17 protein-coding genes are annotated in these 19,754 nt (G+C 56.1%); 11 read left to right on the plus strand and 6 right to left on the minus strand.

What is annotated here, in order from left to right; genetic code table 11:
- The first annotated feature begins 18 nt into the window (after window positions 1-18).
- The 6 genes from ACQR3R_RS16340 to ACQR3R_RS16365 all read left to right on the plus strand — a co-directional run bounded on the left by ACQR3R_RS16340 (window position 19) and on the right by ACQR3R_RS16365 (window position 7,072).
- The gene (locus tag ACQR3R_RS16340) at window positions 19-1,434 is read left to right on the plus strand and encodes an OprD family outer membrane porin (protein ID WP_428273309.1); all 1,416 of its coding nucleotides are present in this window, start codon (window positions 19-21) and stop codon (window positions 1,432-1,434) included.
- A 78-nt stretch (window positions 1,435-1,512) separates the two neighbouring features.
- On the plus strand, window positions 1,513-3,108 hold the full coding sequence (locus ACQR3R_RS16345) for an ABC transporter substrate-binding protein (protein WP_428273310.1): 1,596 nt from the start codon (window positions 1,513-1,515) through the stop codon (window positions 3,106-3,108).
- A gap of 72 nt (window positions 3,109-3,180) precedes the next feature.
- Window positions 3,181-4,191, plus strand: coding sequence for an ABC transporter permease subunit (locus ACQR3R_RS16350; RefSeq protein WP_428273311.1), 1,011 nt, complete (start codon window positions 3,181-3,183; stop codon window positions 4,189-4,191).
- Window positions 4,192-4,201: 10 nt separating this feature from the next.
- Window positions 4,202-5,113, plus strand: coding sequence for an ABC transporter permease subunit (locus ACQR3R_RS16355; protein ID WP_428273312.1), 912 nt, complete (start codon window positions 4,202-4,204; stop codon window positions 5,111-5,113).
- Between the two features lie 10 nt (window positions 5,114-5,123).
- Window positions 5,124-6,092: an oligopeptide/dipeptide ABC transporter ATP-binding protein gene (locus tag ACQR3R_RS16360; protein ID WP_428273313.1), complete on the plus strand. Its 969-nt coding sequence runs from the start codon at window positions 5,124-5,126 to the stop codon at window positions 6,090-6,092.
- A complete protein-coding gene (locus ACQR3R_RS16365) occupies window positions 6,092-7,072 on the plus strand; it encodes a dipeptide ABC transporter ATP-binding protein (RefSeq protein WP_428273314.1) in 981 nt (326 codons plus the stop codon). The genes ACQR3R_RS16360 and ACQR3R_RS16365 overlap by 1 nt, the downstream gene beginning before the upstream one ends.
- 109 nt (window positions 7,073-7,181) lie before the next feature.
- Here ACQR3R_RS16365 and ACQR3R_RS16370 read toward each other — a convergent pair whose 3' ends face one another.
- Window positions 7,182-7,439, minus strand: coding sequence for a hypothetical protein (locus tag ACQR3R_RS16370; RefSeq protein WP_428273315.1), 258 nt, complete (start codon window positions 7,437-7,439; stop codon window positions 7,182-7,184).
- Window positions 7,440-7,742: 303 nt separating this feature from the next.
- The gene (locus ACQR3R_RS16375; protein ID WP_428273316.1) at window positions 7,743-9,326 is read right to left on the minus strand and encodes a peptide chain release factor 3; all 1,584 of its coding nucleotides are present in this window, start codon (window positions 9,324-9,326) and stop codon (window positions 7,743-7,745) included.
- 328 nt (window positions 9,327-9,654) lie between these two features.
- On the opposite strand from ACQR3R_RS16375, the gene ACQR3R_RS16380 reads away from it, so the two are divergent.
- From ACQR3R_RS16380 to ACQR3R_RS16400, 5 genes are all read left to right on the plus strand, one after another.
- Entirely contained in the window at window positions 9,655-10,371 is a 717-nt protein-coding gene (locus ACQR3R_RS16380; protein WP_428273317.1) for an ABC transporter permease subunit, read from the plus strand.
- Between the two features lie 20 nt (window positions 10,372-10,391).
- Window positions 10,392-11,285, plus strand: a complete 894-nt coding sequence (locus ACQR3R_RS16385) for a glycine betaine ABC transporter substrate-binding protein (protein WP_428273318.1) — start codon at window positions 10,392-10,394, stop codon at window positions 11,283-11,285.
- Between the two features lie 13 nt (window positions 11,286-11,298).
- Window positions 11,299-11,952, plus strand: coding sequence for an ABC transporter permease subunit (locus tag ACQR3R_RS16390; protein ID WP_428273319.1), 654 nt, complete (start codon window positions 11,299-11,301; stop codon window positions 11,950-11,952).
- A complete protein-coding gene (locus ACQR3R_RS16395; protein ID WP_428273320.1) occupies window positions 11,949-13,106 on the plus strand; it encodes a betaine/proline/choline family ABC transporter ATP-binding protein in 1,158 nt (385 codons plus the stop codon). Before ACQR3R_RS16390 ends, ACQR3R_RS16395 begins: the two co-directional genes overlap by 4 nt.
- A gap of 494 nt (window positions 13,107-13,600) precedes the next feature.
- Window positions 13,601-14,764 carry a type III PLP-dependent enzyme gene (locus ACQR3R_RS16400; RefSeq protein ID WP_428273321.1) on the plus strand — a complete coding sequence of 388 codons (1,164 nt, stop codon included), beginning with the start codon at window positions 13,601-13,603 and terminating at the stop codon, window positions 14,762-14,764.
- Between the two features lie 50 nt (window positions 14,765-14,814).
- Here the strand turns inward: ACQR3R_RS16400 and ACQR3R_RS16405 are convergent, their stop codons facing one another.
- The 4 genes from ACQR3R_RS16405 to ACQR3R_RS16420 all read right to left on the minus strand — a co-directional run bounded on the left by ACQR3R_RS16405 (window position 14,815) and on the right by ACQR3R_RS16420 (window position 19,627).
- The gene (locus ACQR3R_RS16405) at window positions 14,815-15,714 is read right to left on the minus strand and encodes a hypothetical protein (protein WP_428273322.1); all 900 of its coding nucleotides are present in this window, start codon (window positions 15,712-15,714) and stop codon (window positions 14,815-14,817) included.
- A gap of 11 nt (window positions 15,715-15,725) precedes the next feature.
- Complete coding sequence (locus tag ACQR3R_RS16410) at window positions 15,726-17,990, minus strand: alpha-xenorhabdolysin family binary toxin subunit A (RefSeq protein WP_428273323.1); 2,265 nt, start codon at window positions 17,988-17,990, stop codon at window positions 15,726-15,728.
- Window positions 17,991-18,191: 201 nt separating this feature from the next.
- Window positions 18,192-18,950 carry a tetratricopeptide repeat protein gene (locus ACQR3R_RS16415; RefSeq protein WP_428273324.1) on the minus strand — a complete coding sequence of 253 codons (759 nt, stop codon included), beginning with the start codon at window positions 18,948-18,950 and terminating at the stop codon, window positions 18,192-18,194.
- A complete protein-coding gene (locus tag ACQR3R_RS16420) occupies window positions 18,947-19,627 on the minus strand; it encodes a Fe2+-dependent dioxygenase (protein ID WP_428273325.1) in 681 nt (226 codons plus the stop codon). Before ACQR3R_RS16420 ends, ACQR3R_RS16415 begins: the two co-directional genes overlap by 4 nt.
- Window positions 19,628-19,754: the final 127 nt, after the last annotated feature.

Below are 19,754 nucleotides of genomic sequence, written 5' to 3' on the forward strand. Positions count from 1 at the left end.
AATAAAGGAGCTTCACCCATGAAACTGAGCACCACTGCGATACTGGCCCTGGCCATCAGCAGCATCACCGCCCAGGCTTACGCAGACACTCAAAGCCAGGCTTTCACACCGGTTACCGTGAAAGAAAAGAGCGCCCAAAGTGAAGCGACGGGATTCGTGGAAGGCCAATCAATTTCAGGCACCACGCGCAACTGGTACGCCAATGAGCAACTCAAGCGTGGCGCAAAATTCAACTACAACAAAAATGGCGTGTTGACCCCAACAGATCGTCGTATCAACTGGGTTCAAGGCACCATCGTCAAATACAACTCGGGCTTCACCGAGGGCACTGTGGGTTTCAGCACTGAAGTCGCGGCCTACAATGCCATCGCGCTCGATCAAGATAAAAAAGACCTGGCCTCCAACTTCGGCGGCGCACCGGGCGATCGTAAAAAGGCTGGCAACAACCGGACCCTGACCAAAGAAGGCGGAAACGCGCAAGGTCAGTGGAGCAAGCTGGGCCTGGCCAACCTCAAGGCCCGCTTCTCCAATACCACCCTGACTGCCGGTCGCATGAACTTCAGCAGCCCGATGGTCGATGTGATCGGCAACCGTCCGCTGCCTTCAAGCTTCGAGGGTGTGGCGCTGCACAGCGAAGAACTGGAAAACCTGTCCTTTGACCTGGCCACGTTCGATCGCAACTCGCCACGTACCGAAGAAAGCCAGCGTAAATTCCGCTCGGAATACTCTGACGAAATCATCGAAATCGACCGCGTGAACACGGCTGGCATCACCTACCAGCCGTTCGCCAGCCTGACCACCAGCCTGTGGGGCACTCAGGCCGAAGACATGTGGAACCAGTACTACTTCGGCGCCAGCCATGTGTTGGGTGACAGCTCGGTGCTGAGCCTGACCACCGGCCTGAACTACTACAAGACTGTCGACGAAGGCAAAGCCAAGCTTGGCCAGATCGACAACGACACCTACTCCCTGTCGCTGGGCCTGACGCACTTGGCACACAGCCTGACCTTCTCCTACCAGGAAGTGAACGGTAACGAGTACTTCGACTACCTGCACGAAACCAACGGCATCTACCTGGCCAACTCCTTGCTGTCGGACTTCAACGGCCCGAACGAGAAATCCTTCCAGATCGCCTATGGTCTGAACATGGCGGAATACGGCGTGCCAGGCCTGAAGTTCAACATCTACCAGGCGCGCGGCTGGGGCATCGACGGTACGCACTACAAGGGCGGCGCTTACGACAGCGTGCTGGCAATGAACGGTGAACATCACTACGAATACGGTATCGGTGCTTCATACGCCGTACAGAGCGGCCCTCTCAAGGCGACCTCTGTTCGCGCAACCTACACCGCGCACCGCGCCAGCGAAAACCAACTGGATGGCAGCATCAACGAGTTTCGTCTCGTGACCACTGTTCCATTCAACATTCTGTAATGCACCTGCCAACCGGTTGATTCAGTGATGAGTCAGCCGTGCGGCTTTTGTTCTACAACCGATTGCAGAGGGTTTTTTATGAAAATACTCCCCCTACGTGCGGCCATCGCTGCCGCCTTGCTCAGTGTCGCTGTTGGCGTCTCGGCCAAACCCCTGGTGGTTTGTACCGAAAACAGTCCGGAAGGGTTCGACACCGCCCTTTACACAACTGCAGTCACCGGTGACGCTGCCGCCGAAACCATCTTCAATCGTCTGGCGGATTTCAAGCCCGGCACCACTGAGGTGATTCCGGCACTGGCCGAGTCCTGGGACATCAGTGACGACGGCCTGACGTACACGTTCCACCTGCGCAAAGGCGTCAAGTTTCACACCACCGAATATTTCAAGCCGACTCGTGACATGAACGCCGACGACGTGCTCTGGAGCTTCCAGCGTCAACTGGACCCCAATCACCCGTGGCACAAACAGTCGAGCGTTGGTTTCCCATACTTTGAAAGCATGGGCTTCAAGGAACTGCTGAAAAGCGTTGAAAAAGTCGACGACAACACCGTCAAGTTCACGCTGACCCGCCGCGAAGCGCCGTTCCTGGCCGACATCGCGATGGGGTTCGCCTCGATCTATTCCGCCGAGTATGCCGATCAACTGCTCAAGGCAAACAAGACCGGCGACCTGAACAACAAACCGGTCGGCACTGGCCCATTCGTTTTCCAGCGCTACAACAAGGACGCACAGGTTCGTTTCAAGGCCAACCCGGACTACTTCCGTGGCAAGCCACCGGCTGACGCACTGATCCTGGCCATTGCCACCGACAACAACGTGCGCCTGCAAAAACTCAAGGCCAACGAATGCCAGGTCGCGCTATACCCGAAACCGGACGACATCCCCAGCATCAAGAAAGACCCCAACCTGAAAGTCGATGAACTGAACGCGATGACCGTTTCGTACATCGCCATGAACACCACTCACAAGTACATGAGTGATGTGCGGGTACGTAAAGCCATCGACATCGCCTTCGATAAGGAAGCGGCGGTCAACGCGCTGTTTGGCAAAGGCAATGCAACCGTGGCGGTCAATCCGTACCCGGACACCTTGCTGGGCTACAACCACACGTTGAAAAACCCGGCGCATGACCTGGACAAGGCCCGCGCCCTGCTCAAGGAGGCCGGCATGCCGGAAGGCACCGTGCTGACCCTGTTTACCCGCAACGGCGGCGGCGCAACCAACCCCAACCCGATGCTCGCCGCACAGATGATGCAGGCCGATCTGGCCAAAGTTGGCATCAAGCTCGACATCCGCGTCATGGAATGGGGCGAAATGCTCAAGCGCGCCAAAAATGGCGAGCACGACATGGTGGCGGCCGGATGGGCGGGCGACAACGGCGACCCGGATAATTTTCTGACGCCTATGCTCAGTTGCGAGGCGGCCAAAAACGGCGAAAACTACGCGCGCTGGTGCAATGAGAAGTTCCAGGCGCTACTCGATGAAGCTCGGGCTAAAGTGAACCCGGCGGAACGTGCAGCGCTCTATGAACAGGCCCAGGTTATTTTCAACCAGGACCAGCCATGGATCAGTTTGGCCCACACCCGCATGTTTACTGCAATGCGCAAGAATGTAGAGGGCTATCACATTAGCCCCCTCACCACTAATAACTTCGCCACCACCCAGGTGAAGTAGATAAGAAACGACCGGCATTTCTGACCCAGGAATGCCGGGAACGCCTAACCGGCTGATGAGGTACACCACACGATGTTTAGTTTTATTGCCCGCCGATTGGGGTTATTGATCCCCACGTTCTTCGGCATCACCTTGCTGACTTTCGCGTTGATTCGCATGATTCCTGGCGACCCCGTGGAAGTAATGATGGGCGAACGACGAGTCGACCCCGAAATGCATGCTCAGGCAATGGAACGCCTAGGTCTGAATAAGCCGCTGTATGCCCAATACCTGGACTACATCGGCAAACTGGCCCACGGCGATCTCGGCGAATCGCTGCGTACCCGTGAAAGCGTATGGACCGAATTCACCGCACTCTTCCCCGCGACCCTGGAACTGTCCATGGCCGCCCTGTTGTTCGCCGGCATTCTGGGCCTTCTGGCCGGCGTGATCGCGGCACTCAAGCGAGGATCCCTGTTCGACCATGGGGTGATGGGCATCTCCCTCGCGGGGTACTCGATGCCGATCTTCTGGTGGGGCCTGATCCTGATCATGTTCTTCTCGGTATCGCTGGGCTGGACGCCCGTCTCCGGGCGCATCGACCTGCTTTACGACATCGAGCCACGTACCGGTTTCATGTTGATCGATACGCTGCTGGCCGATGACGTCGGCGCGTTCTTCGATGCGTTGCATCACTTGATCCTGCCAGCCATCGTGCTCGGCACTATTCCGCTGGCGGTGATCGCGCGGATGACCCGGTCCTCGATGCTCGAAGTACTGCGTGAAGACTACATTCGCACCGCTCGCGCCAAAGGCCTGTCGCCCGCACGCGTGGTGTTCGTTCACGGTTTGCGTAACGCACTGATCCCAGTGTTGACCGTGGTCGGCCTGCAAGTCGGCACATTGCTGGCAGGTGCGGTTTTGACCGAAACCATCTTCTCCTGGCCCGGCATCGGCAAGTGGCTGATTGAAGCCATCGGCGCACGGGACTATCCCGTGGTGCAGAACGGCATCCTGTTAATCGCCTGCCTGGTGATTCTGGTCAACTTCGTAGTGGACATCCTCTACGGCTTTGCCAACCCACGCATCCGTCACCAGCGCTGAGATCATGACCATGACCACTCCAACTCCAGCGGTAGCAGTCGATCAAAGCCTGCTGTACCCGTCCCCGTACAAAGAATTCTGGCAAGCGTTCTCCAAGAACAAAGGCGCTGTTGCCGGCTTGTTGTTCATGCTGCTGGTGATCTTCTGCGCACTCTTCGCACCGTGGGTTGCGCCGCATAACCCGAGCGAGCAATACCGTGATTTCCTGCTGACCCCGCCGTCCTGGCTGGAAGGTGGACAGCTGCAGTTCCTGCTCGGCACCGATGAACTGGGTCGCGACCTGCTGTCGCGGCTGATCCACGGTTCGCGCCTGTCACTGCTGATCGGCTTGTCGTCGGTGGTGATGTCGCTGATTCCGGGCATCCTCCTGGGCCTTTTCGCCGGGTTCTTCCCGCGCTTGCTCGGCCCGACCATCATGCGTCTGATGGACATCATGCTGGCCCTGCCGTCCCTGCTGCTGGCGGTGGCGATTGTCGCCATCCTCGGCCCTGGCCTGATCAACACCATCATTGCCATCGCTGTGGTTTCGTTGCCGTCCTATGTTCGTCTGACCCGCGCTGCGGTGATGGGCGAATTGAACCGCGACTACGTGACTGCCGCTCGCCTTGCCGGTGCCGGTTTGCCACGCCTGATGTTCGTCACCGTGCTGCCCAACTGCATGGCACCGCTGATCGTGCAAGCCACCTTGAGCTTCTCATCGGCGATTCTCGATGCGGCGGCACTGGGCTTCCTTGGCCTTGGTGTACAACCGCCAACGCCTGAGTGGGGCACCATGCTGGCTTCGGCTCGCGACTACATCGAACGCGCCTGGTGGGTGGTAAGCCTGCCTGGTTTGACCATTTTGCTCAGCGTGCTGGCAATCAACTTGATGGGTGACGGTTTGCGCGATGCGCTGGACCCGAAACTCAAGAACGCCGCCTGAGGAGATTCAAATGTCATTGTTAGAAATCAAGAATCTCAACGTTCGCTTTGGCGATAAAAACGCAGTTCCGGTGGTCGACGGTCTCGACATTGCCGTGGACAAGGGCGAAGTCCTGGCCATCGTTGGCGAATCGGGTTCCGGCAAGTCCGTGACCATGATGGCGCTGATGGGCCTGATCGAACATCCGGGGATCGTCACTGCTGATGCCCTGAATTTCGACGGCAAGGACATGCTCAAACTCAGCAATCGTCAACGCCGGCAAATCGTCGGCAAAGACCTGGCCATGGTGTTCCAGGACCCGATGACCGCGCTGAACCCGAGCTACACGGTTGGCTTTCAGATTGAAGAAGTGCTGAAGCTGCACTTGAAAATGTCCGGCAAACAGGCGCGTGCACGTGCCATCGAACTGCTGGAAAAAGTTGAAATCCCGGGCGCCGCGAGCCGTATGGACGCCTACCCGCATCAACTGTCCGGTGGTATGAGCCAACGCGTTGCCATTGCCATGGCGATTGCCGGCGAACCGAAACTGCTGATCGCAGACGAGCCGACCACCGCCCTCGACGTAACGATTCAGGCGCAGATCATGGACCTGCTGCTGGCCTTGCAGAAAGAGCAGAACATGGGCCTGGTGCTGATTACTCACGACCTCGCCGTGGTGGCCGAAACAGCCCAGCGCGTGTGCGTGATGTATGCCGGCCAAGCGGTAGAAGTCGGACAGGTGCCACAACTGTTCGACATCCCGGCGCACCCGTACAGCGAAGCACTGCTCAAGGCGATTCCGGAACACAGCCTGGGCGCCGCGCGCCTGTCGACATTGCCCGGCATCGTGCCCGGTCGTTATGACCGCCCGCAAGGCTGCCTGCTGTCGCCGCGTTGCCCGTATGTGCAAGAGACCTGCCGTGAACAACGCCCGGGCCTCGACCCGAAAAGCAACAGCCTCGCCCGCTGCTTCTACCCGCTGAATCAGGAGGTGGCGTAATGGCCGTCGTACTTACCGCCCGCGACCTCACCCGTCACTATGAAGTGTCGCGCGGCCTGTTCAAGGGCCATGCGACCGTGCGCGCGCTCAACGGTGTGTCGTTCGAACTCGAAGCCGGCAAGACCCTCGCCGTCGTTGGCGAATCAGGTTGCGGCAAATCGACCCTCGCCCGTGCCCTGACGCTGATCGAAGAGCCTTCTTCGGGCTCATTGAAAATCGCCGGGCAGGAAGTCACCGGCGCCGACAAGGCCCAGCGCAAGCAATTGCGCAAAGATGTGCAGATGGTGTTTCAAAGCCCCTACGCATCGCTGAACCCACGGCAGAAAGTCGGTGACCAACTCGGCGAACCTTTGTTGATCAACACCAACCTGAGTGCGTCCGAACGTCGCGAAAAAGTGCAGGCCATGATGAAGCAGGTGGGCTTGCGCCCTGAGCATTATCAGCGTTATCCGCACATGTTTTCCGGCGGTCAACGCCAGCGCATTGCCTTGGCCCGCGCAATGATGTTGCAGCCAAAAGTGCTGGTGGCGGACGAGCCGACCTCGGCGCTCGACGTGTCGATCCAGGCGCAGGTACTGAACCTGTTCATGGACTTGCAGCAAGAGTTCAACACCGCTTACGTGTTCATCTCGCACAACCTGGCAGTGGTGCAACACGTTGCCGATGACGTGATGGTGATGTACCTCGGTCGCCCGGTAGAAATGGGCCCGAAGAACGACATCTATGCGCGCCCATTGCACCCGTACACCCAGGCGCTGCTGTCGGCGACACCGACGATTCATCCAGACCCCAACAAGCCGAAAATCAAGATTGTCGGCGAGTTGCCCAACCCGTTGAACCCACCGTCCGGCTGCGCGTTCCACAAGCGCTGTCCGTACGCCACCGAGCGCTGCAGCACTGAAGAGCCGGCCCTGCGCCTGCTCGACAGCCGCCAGGTAGCGTGCCACTACGCCGAGCAATTCCTCGACGGCGCGGCGTAAAAAATGTGGGAGCCTAAGGCTCCCACAGCATTTACAGGGCTAACTGTTACAACCCCTTCAACTCGATTGCACAGCCATCAGGTTGCAGGGGTTTTATGTTGTCTGCGATTTACGATTGGCTATCGCCGTCGTCATCGTCGTCAGTGTCCGGCTCGTCGGTCGTCGAGTCGTCATCACCCTTGCTGCCGCCCTGCCCTTCATCACCGCCCTCGGAATCCGACTTGGCGATCATCATGACGCCGCCGTGTCCGCTACCGCTGTTAAAACCTTGCGCAGGCGTTGCGGTACTCGCCCACGCCGCCGATGTGCCAAGCGACAGCATCACCAAAACCTTAAGCAACAGCACAATGCGTTGAAAAATGCTCATAGCGGTTTCCATCCTATCGTTGGTGCAAGAGGTGCCAGTTTGGCGCTGAGTGAAATCTAGTTCCGATTGGATCGGTTCTCCAGATAGGACGCTAAGGAATAGCCGGAAATGCCATCTGCCGGGAGATTGGTTTGGAATAAAGGTTATATCCAACCTCAATAAAAACGTTGATCTCCTGCAGGATTGGTTGTGCCTATTGGAATAGGCCCGCTCCCACAGGGTTCGGCGTTAACTGGCGAAAATCGGGTCAATAAAAAACCCCGCTGCTTTCGCAACAGGGTTTTGGGTATAGCCAGCCAGCGCTTAGTGATGTTCGCGGGTCGCACGGAATTTCACGTCCGGCCAGCGTTCTTCCATCAGTGCCAGGTTGACCCGCGTCGGGGCCAGGTAGGTCAGGTGACCGCCGCCGTCGATGGCGAGGTTTTCCACCGCTTTGACGCTGAACTCTTCAAGCTTCTTCTTATCGCTGCAATCGATCCAGCGCGCGGAATACACGGTGATCGGTTCGTACGAGCACTCGACCTTGTATTCCTCTTTCAAGCGACTGGCGACCACGTCGAACTGCAGCACACCGACGGCGCCGAGAATGATGTCGTTGCTGCGCTCGGGGAAGAACACCTGGGTCGCGCCCTCTTCCGCCAATTGCTGCAAGCCTTGACGCAGTTGCTTGGATTTCAGCGGATCACGCAGGCGCACGCGACGGAACAGTTCCGGGGCGAAGTGCGGGATACCGGTGAAGCCCAGGACTTCGCCTTCGGTGAAGGTGTCGCCGATCTGGATCGTACCGTGGTTGTGCAGGCCAATGATGTCGCCGGCAAACGCTTCTTCCAGTTGCTCACGCTCGGAGGAGAAGAACGTCAGCGCGTCGCCGATTCGTACGTCCTTGCCGGTGCGCACGTGACGCATCTTCATGCCTTTTTCGTACTTGCCGGAGCAGATACGCATGAAGGCGATGCGGTCGCGGTGTTTAGGGTCCATGTTTGCCTGAATCTTGAACACGAAACCGGCAAATTTTTCTTCGTTTGGCTCTACGGTGCGCTCGTTGGCAACGCGGGCCAACGGCTTCGGAGCCCAATTGACGACGGCGTCGAGCACGTGGTCGACACCAAAGTTACCCAACGCTGTACCGAAGAACACCGGGGTCAGTTGGCCGTCGAGGAATTCCTGCTGGTTGAATTCGTGGCAGGCACCCTGCACCAATTCCAACTGATCGACGAAGCGATCGTACTCGTCGCCCAAGTGGGCGCGGGCTTCGTCAGAATCAAGCTTCTCGATGATTTTGACGTCGGTACGCTCATGGCCGTGACCAGCGGTGTACACGATGATGTAGTCATCGGCGAGGTGGTAAACGCCTTTGAAGTCACGATAGCAACCAATCGGCCAGGTAATCGGCGCAGCCTTGATCTTCAGGACGGCTTCGATTTCGTCGAGCAATTCGATCGGGTCGCGGATGTCACGGTCGAGTTTGTTGATAAAACTCACAATCGGCGTGTCGCGCAGACGGCAAACGTCCATCAGCGCAATGGTGCGAGGCTCAACACCTTTACCGCCATCGAGCACCATCAATGCCGAGTCCACCGCGGTCAACGTGCGGTAGGTGTCTTCCGAGAAGTCTTCGTGGCCCGGGGTGTCGAGCAGGTTGATCATGTGATCGCGATACGGGAACTGCATGACCGACGTGGTAATGGAAATACCACGCTGTTTTTCCATTTCCATCCAGTCGGAGGTGGCATGGCGGTCAGATTTACGCGATTTCACCGTGCCGGCAACCGCAATCGCCTTGCCCATCAGCAACAGCTTCTCGGTGATGGTGGTTTTACCGGCATCGGGGTGGGAAATAATGGCGAAAGTGCGGCGTTTCGCGACTTCGGCGGCCTGTTTGGTCATGGGAAATCGCCTGGCAGGTGATTCAAAAAAGGGCCGCGATTATAGCCCAACTTGAAGCAGGAACCGAACCGTTGAGCACATTAGGGGTGGCCAAATGCTGTTGCAGATGGGAACCTTTTAAACCGTGGAGGCGTCCACTCCCCTGATACGACTATCGTCAGGGTCTGAAAAATCAGCAAGTTAGCCTGACGAGGCTGCGCTTATGGCTCGATTTCATGCGGCTTTATCAGCATGAAGAGCTGCTTCTCGCGAACGTTGATTTTCCCGGCAGCCAGGAATGGCATGCCACACGGGACTGCGTTCGCCGACTAAAAAAAGGAGTCCGCCTGTGGCTATTCGCTATGGCAAAGGGCTGATAGGAGGTGCGGTTGTCGTCGCCCTTCTGGCCCTGCTGGTCCATTGGATTGGCATCAACACGATCGAACATTACCGCGACGATTTGTTGTTTTACCTGCAAGCTCATTTGATTCTCGTCCTCGCGTCAATGCTGGCGGCCCTCATAGTGGGCATTCCTGCTGGCATCTTCCTCAGTCGCCCAACCATGGTTGGCCGCGCTGAACGCTTCATGCAGATCTTCAACATCGGCAACACTGTACCGCCTCTTGCCGTACTCGCCATCGCCCTGGGCATCCTCGGCATCGGCAGCGGTCCCGCCATCTTCGCCCTGTTCCTCGCCTCGTTGCTGCCGATTGTGCGCAACACGTACGAAGGCTTGAAAAACGTTCAAGGCTCACTGAAAGAAGCGGCCGTGGGCATCGGCATGACACCGAGTCAGGTGCTGTGGCGGGTCGAGCTGCCGAACGCTGTACCGATCATCATCGGTGGCGTGCGTGTGGCCCTGGCGATCAACGTCGGTACCGCTCCGCTCGCGTTCCTGATTGGCGCCAACAGCCTGGGCAGCCTGATTTTTCCTGGCATCGCGTTGAATAATCAGCCGCAACTGTTGCTCGGCGCGGCGTGTACCGCCCTGCTGGCCTTGCTGCTTGACGGTCTGGTGACACTCGCCAGCCGCCTCTGGCTCGAACGCGGCCTACGCCCGTCTTAAGCCTCGGCAAAGGAATAAAAATGAAGAAGATTAGCTTGATACTAGGCTGCATTCTGCTGTTCGCAGGAATCGCCCAAGCCGCAGAAAAACCAGTCATTCGCATTGGCGCCCGGGTGTTCACCGAACAAACCTTGCTGGCCGAAATCACCTCCCAGTACCTGCGCACCAAGGGTTACGAGACCCAAGTGACGGGCGGTCTGGGCAGCAACCTGGCGCGCAGCGCTCAAGAAAGTGGCCAGTTGGACTTGATGTGGGAATACACCGGCGTGTCGCTGGTGGCGTACAACCACGTCACCGAGAAACTCGACAGCGAACAGTCCTACGCCCGAGTGAAAGAACTCGACGCGAAAAAAGGTCTGGTCTGGCTTACCCCGTCGAAATTCAGCAACACCTACGCCTTGGCGTTGCCAGATACCACCGCGAAGGCTTACCCGCAGATCAACACCATCAGCGAGCTGAACACGGTGCTGCAGGCCGAGCAAAAGGAAAACCACCTGGTAGCGCTGGACACCGAGTTCGCCAACCGCTCTGACGGTCTGGACGGCATGGTCAAACTCTACGGCATGAACCTGACCCGCAAAAACATCCGCCAGATGGACGCCGGCCTGGTCTATACCGCGCTACGCAACGGTCAGGTGTTTGCCGGTCTGGTCTACACCACCGACGGCCGGTTGAACGCTTTTAAACTCAAATTGCTCGAAGACGACAAGCATTACTTCCCGGACTACACAGCAGCACCGGTGGTGCGTCAGGTCTACCTCGACGCTCACCCGACACTTGCTGAAGAGCTGAAGCCGCTGGCGGAGCTGTTCGACGACGCAACCATGCGCGAGCTGAATTCGCGGGTCGATGTCGGTCACGAAAGCCCCTCATCCGTTGCCGCAGATTTCTTGCGCCAGCATCCACTCAACTAAAAAAGGAAAAGACATGGAATTTCTGAACGCCTTTTCCCATCTCGACTGGCCGCTGGTGCTGCACCTCACCTGGCAGCACATCACGCTGGTGGGTATCGCCGTGACGCTGGCGATTTTTGTCGGCGTGCCGCTCGGCATTCTGATGACGCGTTTCCCGTCGCTGGCAGGTCCACTTCAAGCCAGCGCCACCGTGTTACTCACCGTGCCATCGATTGCGCTGTTCGGCCTGCTGCTGCCTTTCTATTCGAAATTCGGTCAGGGCCTGGGCCCGATGCCGGCGATCACCGCCGTGTTTCTGTACTCGCTGCTGCCGATCATGCGCAACACCTACCTGGCCCTGACCGGTGTCGAACCGGGCATTCGTGAGGCCGCACGCGGCATCGGCATGACCTTCGGCCAGCGCTTGCGCATGGTTGAACTGCCCATCGCGGTGCCAGTGATTCTCGCCGGCGTGCGCACTGCCGTGGTCATGAACATCGGTGTGATGACCATTGCCGCCACCATTGGCGCCGGTGGCCTTGGTGTACTCATTCTCGCTTCAATCAGCCGCAGCGACATGTCGATGCTGATCGTCGGCGCCGTGCTGGTCAGTCTCTTGGCCATCTTCGCCGACCTGCTTCTGCAATGGCTGCAACGCACGCTGACTCCAAAAGGACTCCTGAAATGATCGAACTTCAAAACCTCAGCAAGACCTTCCAAAGCAACGGCAAAGATGTGAAAGCCGTGGACTCGGTAAGCCTGACCGTCAATGAAGGCGAAATCTGTGTGTTCCTCGGGCCATCGGGTTGCGGCAAAAGCACCACGCTGAAGATGATCAACCGCTTGATCAAACCCACCTCCGGGAAGATTTTGATCAATGGTGAAGACACCACCGACCTCGACGAAGTGACCCTGCGTCGCAACATCGGTTACGTGATCCAGCAGATCGGTCTGTTCCCGAACATGACCATCGAAGAAAACATCACCATCGTTCCGCGCCTGCTGGGCTGGGACAAGCAGAAATGCCACGACCGCGCACGCGAGTTGATGAGCATGATCAAGCTTGAGCCCAAGCAGTATTTGAATCGTTACCCGCGTGAATTGTCCGGTGGTCAGCAGCAACGGATCGGCGTGATTCGAGCGCTGGCGGCCGATGCGCCGCTGTTGCTGATGGATGAGCCGTTCGGCGCCGTCGATCCGATCAACCGCGAGATGATCCAGAACGAGTTCTTCGAGATGCAACGTGCGTTGAACAAGACCGTGATCATGGTCAGCCACGACATCGACGAAGCAATCAAATTGGGCGACAAGATCGCGATTTTCCGCGCCGGCAAGCTGTTGCAGATCGATCACCCGGACACGCTGCTTGCGCACCCGGCGGATGACTTCGTCAGCAACTTCGTAGGCCAGGACAGCACGCTCAAGCGTCTGTTGCTGGTGAAAGCCGAAGACGCTGCGGACAACGCGCCATCGGTCAGCCCGGAAACACCGGTGGCCGAAGCGCTCGAATTGATGGACGAACTCGACCGCCGCTATGTGGTGGTTACGGACGCTGATAACAAGGCGCTCGGTTATGTACGACGTCGCGACCTGCACCGTCAGACCGGTACCTGCGCGCAATACCTGCGCGAGTTCAACGCCACTGCGGCGTACGACGAACATTTGCGCATCCTGCTGTCGCGCATGTACGAGTTCAACCGCTCGTGGCTGCCGGTGATGGATGCCGAGCGGGTCTTCCTCGGTGAAGTGACACAGGAATCGATTGCCGAGTACCTGAGCTCCGGCAAGTCCCGTGGCGGCAAGACCAGCATCGTGTCGCCCGCTGAGACTGCTGTCGCCTGACCTAACTGTGGCGAGGGGATTTATCCCCGTTGGGCGGCGAAGCCGCCCTGAAAACCTTCGCTCAAGGTGTACCTGATATTCCGCAGGCTAAGGTTTTACGACTGCTTCGCAGCCGAACGGGGATAAATCCCCTCGCCACACAGTCAGCACGAATCCCTTCAAAGCCCCTCATTCGGGGAACATCAATCCGTCACACCGGTCGGTTACATAAGTAACTGTCCGGGACCGCACGACGGATGTGTGCAAAAACGCGACATTTTTTGTTGATCTCAAGCCCCTCACGCCCTAAAGTTCGCGCCGAACGTCCATGCTGGAAACGATCCATCCGGCTCAAGTACTGACGACGAGACAGCAAGGCCAAGGGAAGCGGTATTTCCCATGGCCTTTTTGCTTTCGGCGACATGCCTTGGGAAGTAGGCGAACCAAAGTGGGGATACGGAGGACGTTCATTTGCACCCATTGATCAATCTAGTTTGCCAGTAGGAGTTCCCAGCATGTCGATTAACGTCGAAGACTATTACGCGCGCGATACCTTCAACAAATTGAAGGCGTTCGCCGACACGCAAGAAACCCCGTTCGTGGTGATCGACACCGCGATGATCAGCCAGGCCTATGACGACCTGCGCGCCGGTTTCGATTTCGCCAAGGTCTACTACGCAGTCAAGGCCAACCCGGCCATCGAAATCATCGACCTGCTTAAAGAGAAAGGCTCGAGCTTCGACATCGCGTCGATCTATGAGCTGGACAAAGTGATGGACCGTGGCGTCAGCGCCGACCGTATCAGCTACGGCAACACCATCAAGAAATCCAAGGACATCCGCTACTTCTACGAGAAGGGCGTGCGCCTGTTCTCCACCGACTCTGAAGCCGACCTGCGTAACATTGCCAAGGCTGCACCGGGTTCGAAAGTCTACGTGCGCATCCTTACCGAAGGCTCGACCACTGCTGACTGGCCTCTGTCGCGCAAGTTCGGCTGCCAGACCGATATGGCCATGGACCTGCTGATTCTCGCCCGCGACTTGGGCCTGGTGCCTTACGGCATTTCGTTCCACGTGGGTTCGCAACAGCGCGACATCAGCGTGTGGGACGCGGCGATTGCCAAGGTCAAAGTGATTTTCGAGCGCCTGAAAGAAGAAGACGGCATTCACCTGAAGCTGATCAACATGGGCGGCGGCTTCCCGGCCAACTACATCACTCGTACCAACAGCCTGGAAACCTACGCCGAGGAAATCATCCGTTTCCTCAAGGAAGATTTCGGCGACGACCTGCCGGAAATCATTCTGGAGCCGGGCCGTTCGTTGATCGCCAACGCCGGCATCCTGGTCAGTGAAGTGGTGCTGGTTGCTCGTAAATCCCGCACCGCTGTCGAGCGATGGGTGTACACGGATGTGGGCAAGTTCTCCGGCCTGATCGAAACCATGGACGAAGCCATCAAGTTCCCGATCTGGACCGAGAAGAAAGGCGAAATGGAAGAAGTTGTTATCGCCGGCCCTACCTGCGACAGCGCCGACATCATGTACGAAAACTACAAGTACGGCCTGCCGTTGAACCTGGCGATTGGTGATCGGCTGTACTGGCTGTCGACCGGTGCTTACACCACCAGCTACAGCGCCGTTGAGTTCAATGGCTTTCCGCCGCTGAAATCGTTCTACGTGTAAATCGCGCAGTCTGAAGAAAAGGTCCATGACGTCATGTCATGGACCTTTTTTTATGGAAGCGACCATCGCTGCATTGTGTCCGCCATTGATTTGACCTCTTTGAGCACATTTTCGATATGTGCCAATGAGCTCACTAACTGCGCCAGCTTCATCGTTGGCTTAACCGCCAAGAGGTCTTTTTCAGCAACTGCCACAAAACGACACATCACAAACACGAAGTCATTCAGGTTGATAATGGCCGAACAGGCTTCTCTTTTTAGCACGCGCAATTCCCTCAAGTGCTCGTTTGACCGAGCCAGACGCCCTGGCCCCGAACTTCCCGGGCTCAAGGGGTTATTCATACCCGGCAAGTTACCACCCGCGTCCACATACCATCCCTCAATCCTGGAATAGCGCAGGTGGCACTGACAGGGAGGAAAGGACAACGCGCGTAGAAAACCTTCAAACACATTATGAATATCGAGATGCAACTCTTTTGGAATCGCCTTGAATTCCAATAACGCTGAAGTGGTTCGGCCCAACCGAAAATAAAGCTCATGGGTCAGTCCTTTTACATCCCGGGGAGGAAACCATATCCACCACGGAGACCTGGACAAACTTAAAAGCTTGAAGTCGATAGCGCCAATGCTCAAATTCTTGCCCTGCATAGCGGACTCTGCAGCGATCTTTCGACACTCGTCAGAGAAAGTTTCAATGTAACTGATATTCAGATGACAAGCCTGTCCCAACATGGCTATCTCGGCTTCAAGTCGAGCCAGATACCCGCTACTCATCGAGGCCATGAATTTCAAGCGCTCAGCGTCCGGCGGTTCAATCAACACATGTCCTTTACGTTGTAAACCATCCGAATAGATTTTTAGCTTATCCAGTACCGCAGGCAGTGCACGAAGAAAATCAAAATACTTTTTCAATGACCTGAAATGTTTCTCTGCCAGCAGAAACTCATACATGAAATATGGCCCTAGGGAACTGAGCAAGGTGCAAGTATGGCAATAAACTTGTTTGCCTGGATCTTGGCCTCGGCAATGTCTTCACTTTGATGAGCGTCTGCAATGGCAAGGTACCGTGTAAACGCGGTGACTGCTTTCTCGTACTCACCCGCAAAAATCTTACGCTGGTCGTCCATGGCATGAACCGTATGAATGAACGCAACACGACCCATTGACTGACTTAGCGCTTTATCTTCAAGAAAAACTTTACGCTCAAGACTGTGTATTTTTCTCTGCAACGTTCTAGTTTCATTAATCATGCTCATGAAGGAAATACCTTCATTGATGTCCGCCAGCGTTTGTTTCAACTGTTCAATGGCGTAGGCAATAATTTGCGCTTCCGGCGGGGCCATCCCCAACTCTCTTATTTTATCGACAGTCAATTCGACATTTTTACCGACCTTCTCGATTCCGGCTTTTTCGATCACCGAGATGGCTGCAGAAACCACACGCAACTCTTCCTGACATTTAGCCAACGCTGCACTTATCTTTTCTTTTGCCGCAGACGCGACAGCCTGATCTCTCTCATGGCCCAAGATATACCCGTGCGTGATATTTTTAGCATAGGCACCACTAATATTGGCCAAGCGGCTTTTGAGCTTTTTCGCTTCATTACGAGTAATCGCAGGGAGTGCCTTAAGTGCCGCTGCGAGGTCTTCCTCTATCTCCTTTAAGTCCTGAGAACCCTCTACGGCACCTGATCGCTCCTGCTCAAGTGCAGTCAATCGACGAACCTTGGATTCCAGATCCATCTTGCTGTTCAGACTTGAATCTCGCAGTTCACGGGCACACGCACCGATATCACCCAGCAACGTTTTGCAGCTGGCAAATACATCAGGCAAGTATTCCAGCCTGATAAAAAGCGTTTCTGCTTCAATCGCGTGGTCGCGCAAGTTGTTGTGGCTATCTTTCAATGCCTTCAGGTCAAACGCTGGATATGCCTGATCGAGGAAAAAAGCTGAAAAAGCTGAAAAAGCTGCCATCCTGGGTACCGCCATTGTCTGTTGCTGGCCATAGTCGCGATCTGCATCCTTGAACACTTGAATCAATGCATCGGCGTCGTTGTAAATAGTCACCCACGGAGCAACAACCAGTCGGAAGGGCACCATGAAACGCCTTAAGCTCAGCGCGTCATGGATATCCGCAATGGCTGTCGCTGATTGATCGACGTATATATGCATCACGTTCCAGACGTGCATCAGGTTTTGCGTTGCCAGCTCCGCATCCACGGCGATAACCGTGAGGTTTTGCAGGTCGTGCTCTACGCGTTTCAAGGAGCCGAGTGTCTGGTTCTTGTTTTGCAGTACATCAATGTCCTTATCCTGCGCATCATTAAGCTTTTTGCGCTCGCCCCTCACATTCTCGGCTTCCACACCGTAGTAAATGGCCATGCCCAGACCGAAAATATTCAATCCTGCGGCAGCCCCTAATGCCTTTTCAACAAGCGCTTTGTATTGCGTATTTTTTTCTTCTATTTCAATCGATCGACGACCAATAACCTCATCAAGCAACTTTATTTCGGCAGGGTACGCGTTGGTTTTAATCAGGGAAACGCGCAACCTTATACCGGGCAGCACAATTTCTCGCAGCTCATAACCGAAGCTGTCCAGATCGGCTTTAATGCTTCGAACATTCGCAAGGTTTGATTTAACCTGGTCAAATATCTTAGCCAGATAGTGCTGCATGTCGGGAATGGTATCAGCATCAAGTTCAAGACCCGGGAAACTGCCAACCCAGTCAAATTGAAGTTTTTTAAATTCCGCAACCGTTTGAATATTGTATTTCTCGATCAGCGCCGAAGATCGTAAATCCTTGTAAACCTCTTCCATGCTTCGGCCGTAAATCTCCATACTCTGGCCAAATATCTTTAGTTCGGTACCCGTGACCATGATTCGTTCACGCAGGGGTGACCAGCGCTTGGCATGATCACGCGTCACAGTGAACGTTTTCAGAAAGTCGGATGCCCTGAGGCCATTCCCGCCATTCTGTCCCGCGCCGAAACTCAAATAGTTAGTGACATCTTTAAGCGTATAAGGCAACGCCAGTCCAGCAGCCTCATACTTCCTAAGATCAATAACTTGTTTTTTGGTTAGCAGCAAACCGGTATCACGCATCACTTCATCCGCGCCTGCTATTGAAACGTCACTTAGCATCTTCGGAACAACCGTGGCGAACTCGGTCAGCTTTTCGTAACTCACGCCCTCTAAAGAGCGCTCCCACAATGTGCTATTGCTCATAACTATTCCATTAATTAAAAGCGAGATTATGCCGAACAACATTAAGCTGATCGGGATAACGCAACAATCAACAGGAATGACTGTTGCGCCAACCAAAAGACTAAGTCACTTATAAAAGTGAAGTCAAAGGAACCCGCGCAACTATGTATAAGAAAAGAATTCGAAACCAGCTCGCCTAAAATAGCGCTGATTAATAGTTACTCATAGTTGAGGAAAGTTTGCTCGCTCATGGCGGGAGAACTCTTGCGCTATTTCGTTCAGCCGAGGATCGGCTGCCTCGCGCAAGTGCTCGGCACTGACCCGCAGGAAGCGTTGATTGCCGTTGAGCATGGCGCGACGTAACCAGACGATTCCCTCTTCGTGCTCGCCCCTTTCTACCAGAACGGCACCGTGGCTGAACTGCCCACGAAAGTCTCCGGACTGTGCCGAGCGGCGATACCAATCATGCGCGGCGCTCACATCCACCGGGCACTCACGCCCCTGTTCCAGATAACGTCCCAACAGGTTCATCGACTTGGCATGCCCGAGTTCCGCGGCACGGCGATAGAGGTTCATGGCTAGCGCCTGATTTTCGGCAACGCCGCGACCGGTCGCCAGCAAGTTTGCGTAGTTGTACATTGCCCAATCCAGCCCTGCCTCGGCAGCCACCCGGTAATGCCGGACGGCTAAAGAAGCGTCGGCGGTACAGCCCCAGCCATGTTCGAGGCAACGACCGAGCATGTTGCGCGCCATCAGATGCCCGCGCCGTGCAGCAATGTCAAACCAACGAAAGGCCAAGGGCTGATCCTGCTCGATGCCCTGCCCGTCCAGCAGGATTTGCCCGAGCAGCGCCTGCGCATCGAGCTCACCTTCGCCAGCGGCAATAAGGATTGCCTGAGCGGCCCGCGCCGGACTTTCTTCGAGCATGATCTTCAGGCGATCAGCGTCGAGGACTTCCTCACGGCGCAGTTGAAAACTCATACCTCGACCCAACGTCGCAGCAAGTTGTGATAAGTGCCGGTGAGGCGAATCAGAGAGGGGTGGTCGGGCACGTCCTGCGTCAGTTGACGAATGGCCCCATCCATCTCGAACAGCAAGGCGCGTTGACTGTCTTCGCGCACCAGGCTTTGCGTCCAGAAGAACGAGGCGTAGCGGGTGCCGCGAGTGACCGCATTAACCTTGTGCAGGCTGGTGCCGGGGTACAACACCAGATCACCGGCGGGCAGCTTCACGCGCTGGGTGCCGAAGGTGTCCTGGATTTCCAGCTCACCGCCGTCGTAGTCGTCCGGTTCGCTGAAAAACAGCGTGGCCGAAAGATCGGTGCGTACCCGTTCAATGCTGTTTTTTGCCTGGCGGACAGCGTTGTCGATGTGGAAGTCGAAACTGCCACCTGCTGTGTAACAGTTCAGCAACGGAGGGAAAACCTTGTGCGGTAACGCCGCTGACATGAACAGCGGATTTTTCCACAGGCGTTCAAGCATTGCCCCGCCAATTTCCTTCGCCAACGCGTGCCCTTCCGGCAGTTGCAGATTGTGCTTGGCCTTCGCCGACTGATAGCCGGCGGTGATCTTGCCGTCCGCCCAATCGGCCTGTTCCAGCGCCTCGCGAATGCGCTGCACTTCTTCTTTCGCGAACACGCCGGGAATGTGCAGCAGCATTAGAAAACACCTGAATTCAAGGGACGCCAATGGTATTGATTCTTATTGACTGTGTAAAACCCTGCAGACGAATGAATCACCAAAAACCGTAAGGCCAAATTGTAAAGAATGTAAATTCAGTGCGAAT

This window comes from Gordonia sp. IEGM753, assembly GCF_050321825.1.
Classification (GTDB): Bacteria; Pseudomonadota; Gammaproteobacteria; order Pseudomonadales; family Pseudomonadaceae; genus Aquipseudomonas.

Bases quoted from the DNA above. Each gene is read 5' to 3' on its own strand.
- ACQR3R_RS16340 (WP_428273309.1), top strand. From the start codon at position 19: ATGAAACTGAGCACCACTGCGATACTGGCCCTGGCCATCAGCAGCATC.
- ACQR3R_RS16345 (WP_428273310.1), top strand. From the start codon at position 1,513: ATGAAAATACTCCCCCTACGTGCGGCCATCGCTGCCGCCTTGCTCAGT.
- ACQR3R_RS16350 (WP_428273311.1), top strand. From the start codon at position 3,181: ATGTTTAGTTTTATTGCCCGCCGATTGGGGTTATTGATCCCCACGTTC.
- ACQR3R_RS16355 (WP_428273312.1), top strand. From the start codon at position 4,202: ATGACCACTCCAACTCCAGCGGTAGCAGTCGATCAAAGCCTGCTGTAC.
- ACQR3R_RS16360 (WP_428273313.1), top strand. From the start codon at position 5,124: ATGTCATTGTTAGAAATCAAGAATCTCAACGTTCGCTTTGGCGATAAA.
- ACQR3R_RS16365 (WP_428273314.1), top strand. From the start codon at position 6,092: ATGGCCGTCGTACTTACCGCCCGCGACCTCACCCGTCACTATGAAGTG.
- ACQR3R_RS16370 (WP_428273315.1), bottom strand. From the start codon at position 7,439: ATGAGCATTTTTCAACGCATTGTGCTGTTGCTTAAGGTTTTGGTGATG.
- ACQR3R_RS16375 (WP_428273316.1), bottom strand. From the start codon at position 9,326: ATGACCAAACAGGCCGCCGAAGTCGCGAAACGCCGCACTTTCGCCATT.
- ACQR3R_RS16385 (WP_428273318.1), top strand. From the start codon at position 10,392: ATGAAGAAGATTAGCTTGATACTAGGCTGCATTCTGCTGTTCGCAGGA.
- ACQR3R_RS16390 (WP_428273319.1), top strand. From the start codon at position 11,299: ATGGAATTTCTGAACGCCTTTTCCCATCTCGACTGGCCGCTGGTGCTG.
- ACQR3R_RS16395 (WP_428273320.1), top strand. From the start codon at position 11,949: ATGATCGAACTTCAAAACCTCAGCAAGACCTTCCAAAGCAACGGCAAA.
- ACQR3R_RS16400 (WP_428273321.1), top strand. From the start codon at position 13,601: ATGTCGATTAACGTCGAAGACTATTACGCGCGCGATACCTTCAACAAA.
- ACQR3R_RS16405 (WP_428273322.1), bottom strand. From the start codon at position 15,714: ATGTATGAGTTTCTGCTGGCAGAGAAACATTTCAGGTCATTGAAAAAG.
- ACQR3R_RS16410 (WP_428273323.1), bottom strand. From the start codon at position 17,990: ATGAGCAATAGCACATTGTGGGAGCGCTCTTTAGAGGGCGTGAGTTAC.
- ACQR3R_RS16415 (WP_428273324.1), bottom strand. From the start codon at position 18,950: ATGAGTTTTCAACTGCGCCGTGAGGAAGTCCTCGACGCTGATCGCCTG.
- ACQR3R_RS16420 (WP_428273325.1), bottom strand. From the start codon at position 19,627: ATGCTGCTGCACATTCCCGGCGTGTTCGCGAAAGAAGAAGTGCAGCGC.